Below are 17,167 nucleotides of genomic sequence, written 5' to 3'. Positions count from 1 at the left end.
ACGTCGTTTCGCCCCCGAGGCCGCTTCAGGGCCGCCTGTGCTGCTGGTGCACGGTTTCGCCTCCGACGGGCACACCGACTGGATCACCACCGGGTGGCCGGCCGCACTCACCGCGGCGGGACGTGAGGTGCTCGTGCCCGATCTTCCCGCGCACGGCTCCAGCCCCGCTCCCTCCGGCTCGCTGGGTGCCGCCGCGATCACCGCCGAGCTGACCCGGCTCGTCGCCGAGCTGTCCGAAGTGGACGTCGTCGGCTACTCGCTCGGCGCGCGGCTGGCTTGGGAACTGCCGGGGAAAGCGCCGGTCCGGCGGCTCGTGCTCGCGGGAGTGAGCCCGTTCGAACCCTTCGGCGCGGTCGACGTCGCGGCCGCGCTGGCGTTCGCCGACGGTGGCAAGGTGCCGTCGGATCCCCTGACCGGGATGATCGCGCACATGATCACCGCGCCGGGACGGAACCCCGCCGCGCTCGCGCGGTGCATCGAAGACCTGCGGGCGGAGCCTTTCGCGCCGGTTTCCGGGGCCGTGTCCGTGCCCACCCGGTTCGTGGCGGGTGTCGAGGATCCGGTGAGCCAGGGCATCGAGACGTTGGTCGATTTGGTGCCGGGAGCCTCGCTGGTGCGAGTACCCGGCGATCATGGCGGGGCATTGCGGAGTCCGGAGTTCAAGGCCGCTGTGCTGGAGTTCCTCGGCTGAGGTCCTTCGGCTTCCGCGTGTGTCATGAAAGGGTCGTTCAGGACAGCTTTGTCCTGAACGACCCTTTGCCGGTATCCGGAGGCTGGCAGGCGACTCCGGTTCCGGCCGCGTCGCGAGGAGCGGCGAGATCCGGGTCCGGTGCGCTCACCGCTGCGTTGAAGGACGCTTTCCTGGCGAATTTTGCCAGGAAAGCGTCCTTCAACGCAGTCGCGAAAGGGGTTCAGAAAGTTCCGTCCGCCGCCACGTCCCGGTCCAGCCAGAGATCCTCCAGAGCCGCCCGCACCTCGGCGCCCCGCGAAGCGGCCAACGCGACAGCGCCCAAGTTGTCTTCGAGCTGAGCCATCCGGCTCACTCCGAACAGAACGTTGGCCACCGGCTCGTAGGCCAGGCAGAACGCGACACTCAGCTGCGAAGGACTGACGCCGAAATCCGCGGCCACGGCAGCGACCCGCGAAGCGGCGGCACGGATCGCGTCCCGGATTCCCCCCGGATCGGCGCCGATCTTCCGCGACGGGGTCTTGCCGAGCAGCACACCGCCTTCGAACACGTCCGACGCCTGCAACGTCAACCGACCGGCCTCGAAATGCGCGCCGTAGAAAGGACCTTCCGCCATGGAACGCCGTGCGACGCTGTACTTCAGCTGGGCGAAAGCAGGTGCCGGAAGCCCTTCGCGGGAAGCGAAGTCCAGTGCCCGGTCGAGGTCCGCGGCCTGCCAGTTGTTCACGCCCCAGACGTCGAAGCGGCCGAGCCGGATCTGTTCGGCCACCTCGGTGACGATCCGAGGGATGTCCGGGCGCTCGAAGTAGTCGCCGACCACGACGGCTTCCGCGCGGTCGACACCGACGCGGTCGAACGAGGTCGCGAGCTGCTCGGCGAAACCGGTGTTCGGGTAGTCCCAGAGCCAGAGTTTCCCGCACAGCTGGTACTCGTCGCGGTCGATCCCGGCCGCCCGCACGGCCTCACCGAAAAGAAGATCCGTGCGCGATTGTTCGGCATGCGGCCCCATGTCGTAGTGGGCCACGTCGAACAGCGTGACCCCGGCGTCGATCGCGTACCGGATGAGGCGCACCGCGTCGTCGAAGTCCATGCGGTCCCAGGTGTTCCACGATCCCAGGCTCAGTGCCGAAGTGGTGAAGCCCAGTCCGTTTTGTTTCTCGAACACGAGAATTCCTTTCGCTGGCAACGGAAACAAGTTTTAGTCTACGATCGTAGAATGAACAAGAGACTCGTAGTGGTGACCGGCGGCGCCAGTGGCATCGGCCGTGGAGTCGCCGAAGCCTTCCAGTCCGCGGGTGACCGTGTCGTCATCGCCGACGTCGACGCCCGCGCGGCCCACGAGCTGGCGGGCGAGCTCGGCGCGGAACACGTCGAACTCGACATTTCCGACCCCGGCTCGGTCGACGCGGCGCTGGCGTTGATCACCGATCGGTTCGGCCCGGTGGAGGTCCTGGTCAACAACGCGGGTCTCGCCGGCGGCGGCGGACCGTTGGTGGGGCTCGACATCGGCATCTTCGATCTGTGCACGCGGGTGAACTTCCGCGGCACGTTCCTGATGACCCGCGCGGTCGGCGCGCACATGCTGGAAGCCGGCACGCGAGGCGCCATCGTCAACATCACCTCCATCGGCGCCCGTCAGCCGACCCCCGGACTCGGTCACTACGAGGCCACCAAGGCCGCCGTCGAGGCACTCACCCGTTCGGCCGCGCTCGAACTGGCACCGCACGGCATCCGCGTCAACGCCGTCGCGCCCGGCCCGGTGCTCACCCCGATGACCGCCGGTTTCGCCTCGGACAGCGCCGCCCGCGCGGCGTGGGAAGCGAGGATCCCGCTGGGCACCATCGCTTCCGTCGCCGACGTGGTGCCGTCAGTCCTGTTCCTCGCCTCCGCCGACGCCCGCCATCTCACCGGGGTGAGCCTCCAGGTCGACGGCGGGCAACTGCTCACCTGAGTACACGACGCGGCCGCCGGACACGGTGAGTTCGACACCGACGTCCGGCAGGTCCGCGCACGCGACCTCGAGCGGATTCGCCGCCAGCACGCAGAAGTCGGCGACCCGGCCCACGGTCAGCGAGCCCTTCCAGTCCGCCGCCCCGTCCTGTCCGGCCGCCGCGACCGTGTAGCAGCGCAGCAACCGGGCCATCAGTTTCCCGTCCACTTCGGACACGTTCAGCATCCGTGCCGCCGCCGCGATGTGCACCCGCCAGTCAGGAGTGACCACCGGCGCGTCACTGCTCAAGGTCAGCGGGACACCCGAGCTCAGCATGTCCGCCAGCGGCCAGGCACGGGCACCGGCCTCGGCACCGAGCGCGTCCGAGAGCATGCCCCGCATGGCGACCGCGATCGCGGGCTGCGTGGTCAGGCCGATCCCCGCCGACGCCATCCGCGCCAGCTGATCCACTGTCACCAGATCACCGTGCACCAGGTGGTCACCGCGGCGAAGCGACCCGAGCGCCGCCTCGATGCTGCGGTCCCCCGTGGCGTGCACGGCGACCGTCATTCCGGCGTCGTGCGCCAGCCGGATCATCGCGGCGAGGTTGCCCGCGCGATCCGGATCGTCGTCGCCGTCGACGAGCAGCGCACCGTGCGAACCGTCGGCGTAACAGTGATGGGTCCACGCGGAACGCATCGGCGGGATGCCGTCGGCGAAGATCTTCACGCCGGGAACGGTGAGCCACAACGGATCCGCGGCCGGTGACGGCGTCGCCAGCCCGCGCCGGAAGGCCGCGAGCGAACTCGCGCCGTCGAGCAGGCCGAAGAGCCGCAGCGCGGTGACCCTCGCGCGCAGACGTCCTTCCGCGGCCAGCGCCGCGTATTCCTCCAGCACCTCGGCGCCGAAGCATCCCGTCTCGCCCGGGCCGAGCCCCGGTTCGGTGTAGCTCGTGATGCCCAGTGACGCGCACAGCTCGCCCGCGCGCAGGATCGCGGCCCGCCGCTCGGCCGCGGTCCGGACCGTTTTCTCTTCTCCCCCGGTGAATCCGGCGCCACCGATGAGCGTGTCCGGCCACCGGGCACCGAGCCAGGTCGCGTGGAGGTGCGAATCGTTGATACCGGGCAAAGCGGTTCTGCCCGCAAGATCGATCACCTCGGTCTCCGGGCCGATGTGGTCCAGCGCGACGTCGCCGAGAGCGACGATCCGGTCGTCGCGCACGGCCATCGCCCGCACGACCGTGCCCGCCGGGTCGAAGGTGAGGATCGGACCGCCGCGGACCACGAGTGATGCGGGACGAATACGTTGCGACGGCATGGTTTCCTCCAGGATCTGGACTTTTTCTCCTACGACTGTAGACTAAAAAGATGGTCAACAGAACCGAAGCGGCGGTGCTCACCGAACACGGCTCCGCGCTCACCTTGCGGGAACTCCCGCTGCCCGAGGAGCCGGAACCGGGCGCCGCGCTGGTCCGGATCACCTGCACCACGCTGTGCGGCACCGACGTGCACCTCTGGTCCGGCCAGATGACCTTCCCCGGCATGCTCCCGATGGTGCTGGGGCACGAAATGGTCGGTGAGGTGGTGGCCGTCGGACCGGGCACCACCGACACCCTCGGCCGCGAGATCGCCGAGGGCGACCGCATCGGCTGGTCCGAGTCGACGTGCGGAAAGTGTCACGGCTGCACGATCCTGCGCGAACCGGTCGCCTGTGAGAAGCGCGGATACGGTTTCCTCCAGCGCTCCGACGTCTTCCCGTACGCGACCGGGGGCCTCGTGCGCTACTGCTACGTGACTCCCGGCGCGGCCAAACTCCTTCTGCCGGACGACGTCAAGGACACCTGGGCTTCGATGTCCGGCTGCGCGGGCAAAACCGTGCTGCGTGCGGTGTCACGGGCGGGCGGGATCCGGCCCGGCGCGACGGTCGTGGTGCAGGGCGCGGGGGCGCTGGGCGTGTTCGCCACCGCCGTCGCGCGGATCTCCGGCGCGGGCGACGTGATCACCATCGGCGGTCCCGCCGACCGGCTGAAGACGGCCGAGAGCTTCGGGGCCACCGCGACGATTCCGGTCGGCGGCGGCACGGAAGACCGCATCGAGCGGGTCAAGGAACTCACCGGCGGCCGCGGCGCCGACCACGTCTTCGACTTCGCCGGCGGGCCGACCATCGGCGAGGAGGCGGTGGCGTTCGCCGCCCAGCGCGGCACGGTCGCGATCGTCGGTTCCACCGGTCCCGCGCCCTCCCCCGTGGCGCTGGGCACCGTGATGGGCAAGGAACTCACGGTCGTCGGCTCGCTCAACGGAGACATCGCCGACTACCACCGCTCGGTGGACTTCTTCCGCACGTTCGCCGAGCGGTTGCCGTGGGACGAGCTGTTCAGCGCGCCCGTCGGTCTTTCCCAAGCGTCCCGGAGCGTCGAGTCGATGTCGCGGCTCGGCGAGCTCAAGGCCGTCATCGATCCCCGCCTCCCCTAGGAGATTCCATGTCCGTCATCCCCCAGCGCCGGATCGGCCGTGACGGGCCGCTCACCGGCGTGCTCTCGCTCGGCTCCTGGCACACCTACGACCGGATGGACTTCCGCGAGGCGGTGGACCTGGTCCGCACCGCGGTCGATTCCGGGATCACGCTCTTCGACGTCGGCGTCTACGGTTTTCCCGGCGCCACCCCGGTCTTCACCGACGTCTTGTTCTCCGCCATGGTCCGCGCGGCCGGCCTCCGCCGCGACGACTACCTGCTTTCGGCCAAGCTCTGGCTGGAGGGCTATCCGGAGCGGAATCTCCGCGAACAGCTGGACAACGCGCTGTTCCGCGCCGGGGTCGAACACGCCGATCTGGTGGTGCTGGGCGATCTCCGGCGTGCCGACACCGACCTGCACCGGCTGGTGCTGGACCTGAACGAGCTCCGGGAAGCCGGGCTCCTCCGGCAATGGGGCGTGAACAACTGGTCCGCCACCACGATCCAGGCCCTGCACGACTTCGCCGCGGCGGAGAACGTGCCCGGGCCCGCCATCGCGCAGCTGAAGTACAGCGTCGCTCGACGGTCCATTCCGGACGGTGAACCCTTCGAGAAGATCTTCGGCGAACTCGGGGTCACGCTCCAGTCCTCGGACATCTTCGAAGGCGGCATCCTGCTGGGCAAGAACAGCGGCGCGCGCCAGGTCGGCCGCGATCCCGGCGACATCCGCGAACGAATCGCCGCCTCCGCTCCGGAACTGGCGAAGATCGCGACCGAGCTGGGAGCCACCCCGGCGCAGCTGTGCCTCGCGTTCACCCTCACCCATCCGGCCAACACGACCACCCTCTTCGGCGCGACGAGCACCGAGCAGCTCAAGGACAACCTGGGCGCGGTGGACCTCGTCGAGCGGGTGGGCGCGGACCGGCTCCGCGAACTCGTCGAGCCGTACTGGGCCGACCGCGGCGTCGTCGATCCGGAGGGACCGTGACGGCCTTCGATCCCGAACTCGCCGCGGCTCTCGATGGCCTGCCTGCCGGACCGCCGCTGGGCACCGGCTCGCTGGCGGGCATCCGGCGGGCGCTGGCCGAGGGAAACCTCGGTTGTGCCGAGGCGATCGGCGACCGGGACCTGGTCTGGGAAGACCGGGAGGTGCCCGGTACCGGCGTGGTCGTCACCGTCGTCAAACCACGGGACGCCCGGGGCGCGCCGGGGTTCTACAACATCCACGGCGGCGGCATGGTGCTGGACGACCGGTTCGCCGACCTGCCCCGGATGGTCGGGCTGGTCGAGGAGTTCGGTTTCGTCGCGGTGACCGTGGACTACCGGCTGGCTCCCGAGCATCCGCACCCGGCGCCGCTGGAAGACTGCTATGCGGGCTTGACGTGGATGGTCGAGCACGCGGACGAGCTCGGTTTCGACCCCGGCCGTCTGATCGTCGGCGGCGGCAGCGCGGGCGGTGGGCTCAGCGCCGGACTCGCCTTGCTCGCCAGGGATCGCGGTGGGCCGGCGCCGGCCGGTCAGCTGCTGCTGTGCCCGATGATCGACAGCCGCAACGACTCCGCGTCCACGGTGGAATTCGCCGAACGCGGCGTGTGGAGCCGGGAGGCCAACGAGTTCGGCTGGCGATCCCTCCTGAACGGGCAGACCTCGCCGTACGCGGTCCCGGCGACCGCGGAGGACCTCACCGGCCTGCCGCCCGCCTTCATCGAGGTCGGGGCGGCCGAGATCTTCCGCGACGAAGACGTCGACTACGCGCGGCGCCTCTGGCAGGCGGGTGTGCCCACGGAACTGCACGTCTGGGCGGGCGCGTACCACGGTTTCGACCGGATCGCCCCGGACAGCGAGGTGACCAGGGCCGCGCTCGCCGCCCGGGCCTCCTGGTTGCGCCGCACTATCGGCCGAGCATGAACCGGGCGGCCTGCTCGCCGACCAGCACCGCCGGCGCGTTGGTGTTGCCCGTGGTCACCCGCGGCAGCACCGACGCGTCGGCGATCCGGAGTCCGCTCAAGCCGTGGACGGCGAGCTCCGGATCGACCACGGATCCGGCGTCGGTGCCCATCCGGCAGGTCCCGACCTGGTGGTGGTAGGTGATCGCGGTCCGCCGGACGTACGCACCGACGTCGGCGCCCGGTCCCGGATACAGCTCGCGGGCCCCCCAGTCCTCCGCCAGCGCGGCCGCCCGGCCGATCTCCCGGCACTGCTCCACCGACGCGACCAGGCTCTCGAAATCGGCCGGGTCTTCCAGCGCGGCGAGGTCGATCAGCGGCACGTCGAGCGGACCCGGCCCCGAAAGCCGCAGACTGCCCCGGCTGCGCGGCGTCACCATGCCCGCCATCAGCGAGAACCCGGTCTCCGGGCCGGTCATCCACGACTCGTACATCGGTACGCTGAAGTGGATCGGCTGGGTGTCGGGCACCGCCAAGCCGGGACGGCTGCGCCAGAACAGATGCGTCTGCGTGACCGAACGACCGGGCGCGGGCGGGTCGACCTGACGGCGGTCGGTCGCGAAGATGACCGGCGAGAGCAGGTGATCGTGCAGGTTCTTCCCCACTCCCGGCAGATCCGCCACGACGTCGATGCCGTGAACGGCCAGTTCGTCCGCCGGACCGACACCACTGCGGAGCAGGATCGCCGGTGACGCCAGCGCGCCGGCGGCGAGCACGACCTCGTCGGCGAAGACCTTGCGCAGTTCGCCGTCGACCTCGGCCAGCACGCCGGTCACCTTGTCGCCCTCGAACAACAGCCGGTGGACGAGCGCTCCCGTGTGGACGGTCATCCGCTCGGCGGCGGGCAGTCCGTAGGCGAGCCAGGTGTTGAGCCGTTTGCCGTCGCGCGTGGTGACACGCTGCACCGAGACACCGTCGAGCTCGTCGCCGTTGTAGTCGGGGTTGAACGGCAGGCCGGTCTGCACGGCGGCGTCCACGATGGACCGCTGAATCGGGTGCAGCGGCTCGTTCGGCACGATTTCGAGCAGATCCTTCTCGATCCGTTCGAACACCGGGCGCACGTCGTCCCACCGCCAGCCGGGCAGCTCCCAGCCGTCGTAGTCGGCCGGGGCGCCGCGCACCCAGATCATCGCGTTGAGCGAATGCGATCCGCCGAGCACCTTGCCGCGTGGCAGATGCAGCCGCCGGTTCGCCGCGTGCGGCTGCGGCACCGTGTAGTAGTCCCAGTCCTCCGGGCCGTGCCACAGCTCCCCCGCCCGCGAGGGGTCGTGGATGGCCGGGTTGGTGTCCGGCCCGCCCGCTTCGAGCAGGGTGACCCACGCTCCGGAGTCGGCCAGCCTCCTGGCGACCACCGAACCGGCCGAACCCGCTCCCACCACGATGACGTCCATGTCCCTCACCCTCGCAAGGCGTGGCCCCGCCCGGCGGATTCGCTTCGCTGGCCGACAATCGGCGTGCCCTGGCGGGCAAGACCGGGGACCGCACGGCGCCCGATACTCGATCACACACCGGTCGAGGAGGAGCTAGCCATGGCCACACGCCTGTTCATCGACGGACAGTGGACCACCGCGGGAGGCGGGTCCCTGCCGACGTACGATCCGGCCACCGGCCAGGTGATCGAGGACGTCGGCACCGCGTCGGCCGCCGACGTGGACGCGGCCGTCGGCGCCGCACGGAAGGCCTTGACCGACCCGGCCTGGGCGGGTCTGCTGCCGGTCCAGCGGGCCGCGCTGCTGTTCAAGCTGGCATCGCTGGTCGACGAGCACCACGAGGAGCTGGCCGCGCTCGAGACCCGCGACCAGGGGCAGCCGATCGGCATCTCCCGTCAGGTCAGCGTCACCGGCGCGGCCGAGCACCTGCGGTACTTCGCGGGCTGGGTGACCAAGATCCAGGGCACCACCAACCCGGTGTCCTTCCCGGACACGCTGCACTACACCCGCCGCGAGCCGGTCGGGGTGAACGCGCTGATCACGCCGTGGAACTTCCCGCTGATGATCCTGGTGTGGAAGCTCGCGCCCGCGTTGGCCACCGGCAACACCGTGGTGATCAAGCCGAGCGAGGTCACACCGCTGACCAGCATCCGGCTGGTGGAGCTGGTGCACGAGGCCGGGTTCCCGCCGGGGGTGGTCAACCTGGTCACCGGTGACGGCGCGGTGGGCGCGCTCCTGAGCAAGCACGGCGACGTCGACCACCTGTCCTACACCGGGTCGACCGCCGTCGGGAAGCTGATCACGACCGCCAGCGCGGAGTCCAACCTCAAGCGGCTCACGCTCGAACTCGGCGGCAAGGCACCCAGCATCATCGCCGGGGACGCCGACATCGACGCCGCCGTCGCGGGCAACCTCGCGGGCGCGACGCTGAACAGCGGGCAGGTCTGTGCCGCGTACACCCGGTTCTTCGTCGAACGCAAGCGCGAGCAGGAGTTCGTCACGAAACTCGCCGCCGGGCTGGAGGGCCTCAAGCTCGGACCGGGCCTGGACGAGTCGACCCAGCTCGGGCCCCTCGTGTCCGCGAAGCACCGCGAGCACGTGGACTTCCTCGTCTCGACCGGCCGCGAACAGGGCGCCGAGCTGGTCACCGGCGGCCAGAGCATCGACCGCGAAGGCTACTTCTACTCGCCGACGCTGTTCGCCGGTGTCGCCGATGACATGACGATCATGCGCGAAGAAATCTTCGGCCCGGTCCTCGCCGTCACCGCCTACGACGATCAGGACGAGCTGCTCGCGCGGGCGAACGACACCGAGTACGGGCTCGCGGCCACCGTGTGGACCCGCGACCTCGGCGTCGCGCAGCGGTTCGCCAACGGCATCCGGGCGGGGGCGGTGTTCGTCAACATGCCGCCGATCCCGGACATGGCCGCGCCGTGGGGCGGCTACAAGGCGTCGGGCTGGGGCCGCGAGATGGGGCCGTGGGCCATCGACGCCTACACCGAGATCAAGTCAGTCTGGCTGCACTACTCGTGACCGCCGGCGACGCGGTGAACTCGGCCGCGAAGAGCAAGTCGCAGATCGCCTACCACTGGATCAAGGCGAGAATCGACGACGGCACCTTCTCCCCCGGTTACCGCCTCGTGTTCGGGCAGATCGCGCAGGAACTCGGGGTCAGCACCGTGCCCGTGCGCGAGGCCGTCCGGCGGCTGGAGGCCGAAGGGCTGGTGACCTACGAGCACAACGTCGGCGCGCAGGTGGCGATGGCCGATGAACGCGACTACCAGCACACCATGCAGACACTCGCGCTGGTCGAGGGATACGCCGCCGCGCTGGCGGCGCCGACGCTGCCCGGCAAGGCACTGGACGAGGCCAAGGGACTCAACGCGGAACTGACCGCTTGCCTGGACAACTTCGAACCCTCGCGGTTCACCGCGCTGAACCGCGACTTCCACCGCGTCCTGCTCGGCACCTGCCCCAACCCCCAGGTGCTCGATCTGGTCAACCGCGGCTGGAACCGGCTGGCCGGACTGCGCACGTCGACGTTCAGCTTCGTCCCCGGTCGCGCGCACGAATCCGTGCGGGAGCACCAGAACATCCTGGACCTGTTCGATCGGAACGCCCCGGCCGGGGAGATCGAACTGGCCGTACGGGAACACCGGCTGACCACGCTGGAGACCTTCTTGGCCTGGCGGCATCCGTAGGTGTCGTGACGGAGGCGATCGTTTCGGGTGATCGCTTCGGGAGTGGTAAGACAACGTGCACGCTGGCGCTGGAGGCGGAAGTGACCTCGCCGAGGAGCTTTAGCTTATCCTCGACCGTCCACAAGGGATGAGGGTCGGGATTTGTCGGCTGCATCGGTGCGCCTAGGGCGACCGGGGTACAACCACGGCGGCGGCCTAGCGGCGCAGGGGGTGTGGTGTCCCTTGTGGACACTGCAGGGCAGAGGCTCACTCCGGCCACACTTGCCTTACCTTTCACCACACATCGTCCGTTTCCGGCCTGGCGGCATCCCTACACCGAGACGGCCTCGCGCCCGAAGCGCCACGTAGCTGTCCCTTGTGGACATTCGCGCGCGACCGACCTTGTCGGCCGGTTGGAGTCTGGGATCTCTTTAGGGGACAGTCCTTCGTTCGCCCTCATCGGAAACGGGATCCTCCCCACTAGGACTCGCGGCGCCTCGACCTGATGGTGAGCACTACCAGCACGCCACCGAGGAGCAGCAGGAACAGACCGGCGACCAGCAGTCCCCGAAGCTCGCTACCGGTCGAACCCAGCGGTCCATTGTCGGTCGGCCCACCGCCGGGGGTGGTCGCTCCCGGCTGCCCCGGCGTGGTGCTACCGGTCACCTCGGGCCCCGGTGTCGTGCTCGACGAACTGCTGGTCGTCGATGCCGTGCTACTCGAACTCGAAGACGTGGCGCCGCTGCTCGTCGGACTCGACGACGTGGCGGTGCCGCTGCTCGTCGGACTCGATGACGTAGTACTGCCGGAGGAACTGCTGCTCGTCGCCGAACTGCTGCTGGTCGTGGTGGTGGACGTGGAGGTGGTGCTCGTCTGACTCGGCGTGGACGGGGACGAAGTCGGCGTCGTCGAGGTGGAAGGAGACGTGGTCGAAGTCGACGTGGCCGAACTGCTGCTCGTCGGGCTCGCAGAGCTCGACGAGGACGTGGAATTGCTCGGCGTCGTGGTCGGTGTGCTGCCGCATTCGGGCAGGTCGCCGTCGAACGGGTAGGCGTGGAACTCCTGTCCGCCCCCACCGGTCGCTTCGGAGGTGTGCACGAGCGAGCCCGTGGTGAAGAAGCGGCCGTTCATTCCGGACGCGGTGACGGTCGTGGTGCTTTCCGGCTCACCGATCAGCACACTTCCCTGGAACTGGGCGCCACCGGCGATCTTCACCTTGGTGGCGTCCGGGAAGTTCCACAGGAGCCGTTCCCGCAGTTTGTTCAGCGGGTCCTGATCGTTCAGGTCGCCGGTGTAGGTGTTGATCGTCCGGGCGGCTCCCACCATGTTGACCAGGATCGTCGCCCCCGCCGGGATGCCTTCGAATTCGATCCCTTGCATGCCTCCGGTGCGGCCGGTCAGGTCGAAGTCCACGGTGAACACCTGCAGCGCGGATTTGCCGTCGCCGGTGAACAGGGTGCGATATCCCTGGTTGGTCGCCGTGCCCGTGGCCGGGCGCGGCGTGGTGCCTTCCCGTGCGTAGCACTTGCTGGCCACCCGGAGATCCTCACGCAGGCCCACATAGGGTTTCACCGCGTCGGGGTCCTTTTCGACGTCGCCGGCCACCGTCCCGGTGACGGTTCCGGCGTGCCGGACGACACCGCCCTCGGCGAGCAGCCGCTGACCCGCCGCGACGGTGACGTTTCCGCCCGTACTCAGGAAGTCCGCGCCGTCCGGCGGTGGAACGCGTGATCCGACACCGGCGATGCCGACGTTGTAGACGGAGGACGCGCCCGCTCGTTTCGCCATGTCGAAATCACCGAGGACGACGACTCGGCCTTCGGCTTCCGCCGCCGCTTCGCGCACCCGGAATTCGCCGCCGACATAGACGTTGATGCCGTTGTCACGGCCCGCGTAGCCGTTGTTGTTCACCGGCGGATATTTGTCCGGGCAGGCGGAACCGACGCACGGTCCCAGTCCGCCCGGCAAGGGGGCGGCGACCGCGCCATCGGTGACCACGAGGGCCGCCACGCACACCGCGGCGGCGGCACCGGCAGAAAAAGAGGCGAACCGCCTTGAGCGCATGGGGCGATTCTTGTGCCCGTCGACCGGGTGAACACAACCGGAAACGGGAAATACCCCCGACCGGGCGAGAGAGGTGACCCACCCCATTCGTGCACATCCGCTGTCGTCCCGACAGGGAGATTCCAGGTGAAAGACGAAAACCGAAGAAATTCCCTGCGAAAGTCCTTCCGGACCGTCCCGCTCTCGCGGTTCCGGCGACCTGAACGGTGCCGCCGAAGTACGAACAAAGTCGACGGGCGAAGCGTCGACCTTGTCGACTGCACGCCGTCCTGGCGCCAGGTGCCCGCGTTCGGTGACGTCGTGGTGCTCGACCGGTACGCGGTCGTGGTCGACGACACCCTCTACGGCACCGGCCACCGGCCGGTACTGGACCTGCGGCCGCTCAGGGCGTCTGCTTGACTGCTGCCGTGCCGTCCGATCGTGAGACCTCCGTCGAAGCGGAGTTCCTGCGGGTGGTCGGCCGGTTCGCCGGTCCGGCCAGGGGCGCCGGGTTGCTGGTGATCAGCGTCTTCGGCGTGCTCGCCACGCCGCCGGGCGCGCTCCCGCTTGCCTTCGGCCTGCTCGCGCTGGCCCTGGTCACCGGCGTCGCCGAGTACCTGGCCGGGAGGACGGGCCGGGGCAGGCCGGTGGCGTTCGCGCTGGCCTTGGTGCGCGCCGCGGCGATCTGCGGAACACAGTTCCTGACCGCGCCCCAAACGGGCGAGCTGAACCAATGGGCCTTGAACGTCCTCACCATCACCGCGATCACCCTCCAGTGGGAGTGGCCGCCGAAGATCACCGTGCCCGCCCTCGCCGGTCTGCTGGCGATCGAGGTGGTGCCGCTCGGTTTCGAGGGCGGTGTCTCGGTGGTACTGCGAGTGCTGCTCGAGGCCACCCTCGCCCGGGGCGCCTTCCTCTTGCTGTCGCGGACGACGCGCCGGGTCGACCACCTCCGTGAGCGCCGGGCCCGGTTGACGCGGGAGGAATCCCTTGCCGTGGAACGACGACTGCGGGAGCGGGAGTATCTGGCCGTCCTGCACGACACGGCGGCGGCCACCTTCCTCACGGTGGCGCAGCGCGGCGAAACGGCGGACCCGGCCGAGGTCGCCGGCTACGCCCGCCGCGATCTCGCGATCCTCACCGGCGAATCCGGCCCCGGCAGCGTGGTCGATCTCGAGACCTCGTTGCGCGGCGTGCTCGCGCAAAGCCCGGTGAGGGTCGAGGCGCACTGGTCGCCGGTGCCACCGATCCCGGCGTCGGCCGCGCTCGCACTGGTGCGGGCCGTGCGTGAGGCGCTGGTGAACGTCGATCGGCACGCGGGTGTCGGCGAGGCCAGGCTGACGGTGGAAGGCGGAGTTCGGGTGACCGTCCGGGACGAGGGCCGCGGTTTCGACCCGGCACGGACCCCGGCGCAGCGGCGAGGGGTGCGCGGTTCGCTCGTCGAACGCATGGCCGCGGCAGGCGGCCGGGCCGAGGTCACCTCCTCGCCCGGCGCGGGGACCACGGTGGTCCTGGTGTGGCCGCATGAGTGAGATCGCGGACCGGGTACTCGGCGGCTGCCGGATCGCGGTCCTGCTCGCGACAGCGGTGATCCAGGCCGGGCTGAGCCTGCCGCGGCTGGACGGCACCGCCGACCGGAGCGCGTTCACCGCGCTCGCCGTGGTGCTCGTCGTGGCGGCGTGGTGGGTGCTGCGCTGGAAACCGGTCCCCTGGCCGGCCGCCCTCGCGGGGTCGGTGGTGGTCCTCGCCGCGTCGACGGTCGCCATCTGGTCGCTGCCACCGGATCGGCTGCTCGGCGACGACGACTGGGCGTCCGGCCTCGCGGGCTGGCATCTGCTGGTGCTGCTGCTGGACCGCCCCGCGTTCGCGATGGGCGCGCTCGTCCTCCAGACGACGATCACCTTCTCGCGGCAGCTCGGTTCGGCACCCACCGATCGCGGCGAGATCGGCAGCCTGGTGATCGTCGGGCTGAGCGTGCTCACCTTCCAGGCCGCGACGCTGGCGCTGATCGGGGTCGTCGACCGGCGGGCGGGCGAAGCCGCGGAAGCCTCGGCGGAACGCGATCGGCAGGCCCATCGCAAGGCACTCGCCGAGGAGCGGGAAGCCGACCAGCGAAGCCGGTTCGCCGGTCAGCTCGGCGCCACCCTGCCGCTGCTCGCCGGTCTGGCCGATCGCACCTTGGACCCGCGCGACGAAACGGTCCGGCGGCGCTGCGCGCTCGCGGCCACGCAGCTGCGGCGGCTGTTCGCGGAGAACGACGACGTGCCCGATCCGTTGCTGCACGAGGTCTCGGCCTGCGTCGATCTCGCCGAGCGGCGGGGGTTGACGGTGACACTGGCGGTCAGCGGCGAACCGGCGCCGATCCCGACCGGCGTCCGCCGCGAACTGACCGGTCCGCTGATGACCGCGCTGGTCGCCGCCCGGTCGCGGGCCAGGGTCAGCGTGTTGCGCACCGGTGACGAGATCCGCGTCGCGGCGATCATCGACGGTGAATCCGGGGCGGTAGCGAACGGATCGGGCGCCGTCGACGTCGAATGGCACGCACTGGGAGAACGATCGTGGATGGAGGCGAAATGGCGTTCGCGACCGAACTGACCGCGGTGGTCGTCGACGATCATCCGGCCGTGCGGGCCGGGGTCGTGCACTGGCTGTCCTCGGGCAGCCCACCGGTCACCGTCGTGGCCGAAGGCGAGGACGTGCGGGCCGCCTGGATCGGCGAGGGCGCGCGGGCCGACGTCGTCATCCTCGACCTGCATCTGAACAGCACCACCCCGGCGATGGGCGACCTGCGCCGGCTCACCGAGGCGGGCCGTCGCGTCGTCGTCTATTCGATGCGGGCCGACGACGAGACCGTCCTGCAGTGCCTCGAACTCGGCGCGCTCAGCTATCTCACCAAGGCCGAGGGCGCCGAGCATCTCCTCGAAGCCGTGCGCGCGGCGGCGGCCGACCGGTCGTACACACCGCCCTCGCTGGCGGGCGCGCTGGCCGGGGACCGCTCCGAGCGGCGTCCCGCCCTCTCCGCGCGCGAGACCGAGGTGCTCATCGAGTGGTTCCAGTCCGAATCCAAGGACTTCGTCGCGCACCGGCTGGGGATTTCGCCGAACACGGTCAACTCGCATCTCGAGCGGATCCGGGTCAAGTACGCCCAGATCGGCCGGGACGCCCCCACGAAGGCCGCGCTCGTCGCGCGGGCCATCCAGGACGGCCTGATCGGCGTAAGCGATTTGTGATCGGCTGTGGTGCGAACGGGCCACACTCGCTATTCCCGACTCCGGCTACGGTGCGTGACGAGCACGCCGGTACAGGTTCGGCGGAAGTCCGAGGAAATCCATGAAGTCCGCCCGCACCGCCCTGATCGCCGTCGTCCCGTTCGGCGACGCGGGTAAGTCCGGCACGATCGCGATCACCGTCAAGTCGGTCGAAATCGGGCCGAAGGAGGATCGCGCCGACACTTCGGTGTCGGTGCGCGCGGTGGACGCGAGCGGCAAGGGCACCAAGGTGATCATGGCCAGTGGCACCGCGGCCTGCAAGAGCGAGACCACGCCGGAGAATTTCAGCACGCCGGGCGCGACCTACGAGACCTGCGACACCGAAGGCGTCAAAGACGGTGGCGAGGTCGGCGGCGTGTCGTTCGGCGACGGCGACGGGGATGAAAACGACCCGATCACCTGGAAGAAGTGACCGCTCCCCGCGTTGCCCCGATCAGCGCAACCCTTTCGTGATCATTCGTGGTGCGAATGGCCCACACCGCCCTGCTCCTCCGTCGATTACGGTGCGTGGCGAGAACGCCGGAGCAGGATTCGGCGGGGAGTCCGAGGAGATCCATGAAGTTCGACCGCATCGCCCTGTCCGCCACCGGTTGTGCCGCCGTGCTGCTGCTTTCCGCCTGTGGCGGCAAAGGGGAGTCGGGCAGCCCCGTCCCCGCCCCGTCGCCCGCGCCGACGTCGGCCGCGTCGTCCTCCCCCGCGACCAGCGGCACCGTCCCGGTCTCGAACGCGGACGCCACCGCGCCCGGCAGCGCACTGAAGGTCGGCGACCGCGCCGTCGTCCCGTTCAAATACGGCACCGACAAGACCGGCACCATCGCGATCACCGTGAAGTCCATCGAGCTGGGCCCGAAGGAGGACCTCGCCGCGTACGGGGACAAGGCCAAAGGCATGACGCCGGTGTACATCCGGATGACGGTGGAGAACGTCGGTGGCACGGACCTCACCTACAGCACGGTGCGGTTGCGCGCGGTCGGCCCGAACGACAAGAGCACCGGCGTGATCATCACCGGCGAGACCCCGAACTGCCAGTCCGAGTCGGCGAAGAAGGACTTCAAGACCGTCGGCGCGACCTACGACACCTGCGAGCTCCAGGCCGTCCGGGACGGCGGCGAGGTCGGCGGTGCCACCTACAGCGACGGTGACGCGTACAAGGACGACCCGATCGTCTGGAAGAAGTAAGCCCCCGGTACATGAAGGCCCCCTTCCTTGCGCCTGGCGCAAGGAAGGGGG

At 69.9% G+C, this 17,167-nt stretch carries 16 protein-coding genes; 12 read left to right on the top strand and 4 right to left on the bottom strand.

Going from position 1 to position 17,167, the window contains the following annotated elements:
• Nucleotides 1-37: 37 nt before the first annotated feature.
• Nucleotides 38-691: an alpha/beta fold hydrolase gene (locus P3102_RS16655; RefSeq protein ID WP_276371207.1), complete on the top strand. Its 654-nt coding sequence runs from the start codon at nucleotides 38-40 to the stop codon at nucleotides 689-691.
• A 220-nt stretch (nucleotides 692-911) separates the two neighbouring features.
• Here the strand turns inward: P3102_RS16655 and P3102_RS16650 are convergent, their stop codons facing one another.
• Nucleotides 912-1,853 (bottom strand): aldo/keto reductase, encoded by a 942-nt coding sequence (locus P3102_RS16650; protein ID WP_276370342.1) that lies wholly within the window; start codon nucleotides 1,851-1,853, stop codon nucleotides 912-914.
• 69 nt (nucleotides 1,854-1,922) lie between these two features.
• On the opposite strand from P3102_RS16650, the gene P3102_RS16645 reads away from it, so the two are divergent.
• The gene (locus P3102_RS16645) at nucleotides 1,923-2,639 is read left to right on the top strand and encodes an SDR family oxidoreductase (protein WP_276371205.1); all 717 of its coding nucleotides are present in this window, start codon (nucleotides 1,923-1,925) and stop codon (nucleotides 2,637-2,639) included.
• On the opposite strand, the gene P3102_RS16640 is transcribed toward P3102_RS16645, so the two are convergent.
• Complete coding sequence (locus P3102_RS16640; RefSeq protein ID WP_276370341.1) at nucleotides 2,556-3,935, bottom strand: amidohydrolase family protein; 1,380 nt, start codon at nucleotides 3,933-3,935, stop codon at nucleotides 2,556-2,558. The genes P3102_RS16645 and P3102_RS16640 overlap by 84 nt on opposite strands.
• 50 nt (nucleotides 3,936-3,985) lie before the next feature.
• Here P3102_RS16640 and P3102_RS16635 point away from each other — a divergent pair, with 50 nt between their 5' ends.
• The 3 genes from P3102_RS16635 to P3102_RS16625 are packed head-to-tail and all read left to right on the top strand — an operon-like array spanning nucleotide 3,986 to nucleotide 6,977.
• Nucleotides 3,986-5,089, top strand: a complete 1,104-nt coding sequence (locus P3102_RS16635; RefSeq protein ID WP_276370339.1) for a zinc-binding dehydrogenase — start codon at nucleotides 3,986-3,988, stop codon at nucleotides 5,087-5,089.
• 8 nt (nucleotides 5,090-5,097) lie between these two features.
• Nucleotides 5,098-6,057: an aldo/keto reductase gene (locus tag P3102_RS16630; protein ID WP_276370337.1), complete on the top strand. Its 960-nt coding sequence runs from the start codon at nucleotides 5,098-5,100 to the stop codon at nucleotides 6,055-6,057.
• Nucleotides 6,054-6,977: an alpha/beta hydrolase gene (locus tag P3102_RS16625; RefSeq protein ID WP_276370336.1), complete on the top strand. Its 924-nt coding sequence runs from the start codon at nucleotides 6,054-6,056 to the stop codon at nucleotides 6,975-6,977. Before P3102_RS16630 ends, P3102_RS16625 begins: the two co-directional genes overlap by 4 nt.
• Here P3102_RS16625 and P3102_RS16620 read toward each other — a convergent pair.
• Nucleotides 6,961-8,406, bottom strand: a complete 1,446-nt coding sequence (locus tag P3102_RS16620; RefSeq protein WP_276370334.1) for an FAD-dependent oxidoreductase — start codon at nucleotides 8,404-8,406, stop codon at nucleotides 6,961-6,963. The genes P3102_RS16625 and P3102_RS16620 overlap by 17 nt on opposite strands.
• 138 nt (nucleotides 8,407-8,544) lie before the next feature.
• On the opposite strand from P3102_RS16620, the gene P3102_RS16615 reads away from it, so the two are divergent.
• Both P3102_RS16615 and P3102_RS16610 read left to right on the top strand, forming a co-directional pair.
• On the top strand, nucleotides 8,545-9,978 hold the full coding sequence (locus P3102_RS16615; protein WP_276370333.1) for an aldehyde dehydrogenase family protein: 1,434 nt from the start codon (nucleotides 8,545-8,547) through the stop codon (nucleotides 9,976-9,978).
• A complete protein-coding gene (locus P3102_RS16610) occupies nucleotides 9,975-10,646 on the top strand; it encodes a GntR family transcriptional regulator (RefSeq protein ID WP_276370331.1) in 672 nt (223 codons plus the stop codon). Before P3102_RS16615 ends, P3102_RS16610 begins: the two co-directional genes overlap by 4 nt.
• A gap of 459 nt (nucleotides 10,647-11,105) precedes the next feature.
• Here P3102_RS16610 and P3102_RS16605 read toward each other — a convergent pair whose 3' ends face one another.
• Nucleotides 11,106-12,689, bottom strand: coding sequence for a choice-of-anchor A family protein (locus P3102_RS16605; protein ID WP_276370329.1), 1,584 nt, complete (start codon nucleotides 12,687-12,689; stop codon nucleotides 11,106-11,108).
• 407 nt (nucleotides 12,690-13,096) lie between these two features.
• Between P3102_RS16605 and P3102_RS16600 the strand changes: the two genes are divergently transcribed.
• The 5 genes from P3102_RS16600 (at nucleotide 13,097) to P3102_RS16580 (ending at nucleotide 17,116) form a co-directional block, all read left to right on the top strand.
• Entirely contained in the window at nucleotides 13,097-14,200 is a 1,104-nt protein-coding gene (locus P3102_RS16600; RefSeq protein WP_276370328.1) for an ATP-binding protein, read from the top strand.
• Nucleotides 14,193-15,263 (top strand): histidine kinase, encoded by a 1,071-nt coding sequence (locus P3102_RS16595; RefSeq protein ID WP_276370326.1) that lies wholly within the window; start codon nucleotides 14,193-14,195, stop codon nucleotides 15,261-15,263. Before P3102_RS16600 ends, P3102_RS16595 begins: the two co-directional genes overlap by 8 nt.
• A complete protein-coding gene (locus P3102_RS16590; RefSeq protein WP_276370325.1) occupies nucleotides 15,242-15,898 on the top strand; it encodes a response regulator transcription factor in 657 nt (218 codons plus the stop codon). The genes P3102_RS16595 and P3102_RS16590 overlap by 22 nt, the downstream gene beginning before the upstream one ends.
• Before the next feature lie 100 nt (nucleotides 15,899-15,998).
• On the top strand, nucleotides 15,999-16,349 hold the full coding sequence (locus P3102_RS16585; protein ID WP_276370323.1) for a hypothetical protein: 351 nt from the start codon (nucleotides 15,999-16,001) through the stop codon (nucleotides 16,347-16,349).
• A gap of 143 nt (nucleotides 16,350-16,492) precedes the next feature.
• On the top strand, nucleotides 16,493-17,116 hold the full coding sequence (locus P3102_RS16580) for a hypothetical protein (protein ID WP_276370322.1): 624 nt from the start codon (nucleotides 16,493-16,495) through the stop codon (nucleotides 17,114-17,116).
• Nucleotides 17,117-17,167: the final 51 nt, after the last annotated feature.

The sequence above is a fragment of the Amycolatopsis sp. QT-25 genome (assembly GCF_029369745.1).
Lineage (GTDB): Bacteria > Actinomycetota > Actinomycetes > Mycobacteriales > Pseudonocardiaceae > Amycolatopsis.
This window is presented reverse-complemented; position numbering and strand designations above follow the sequence as displayed.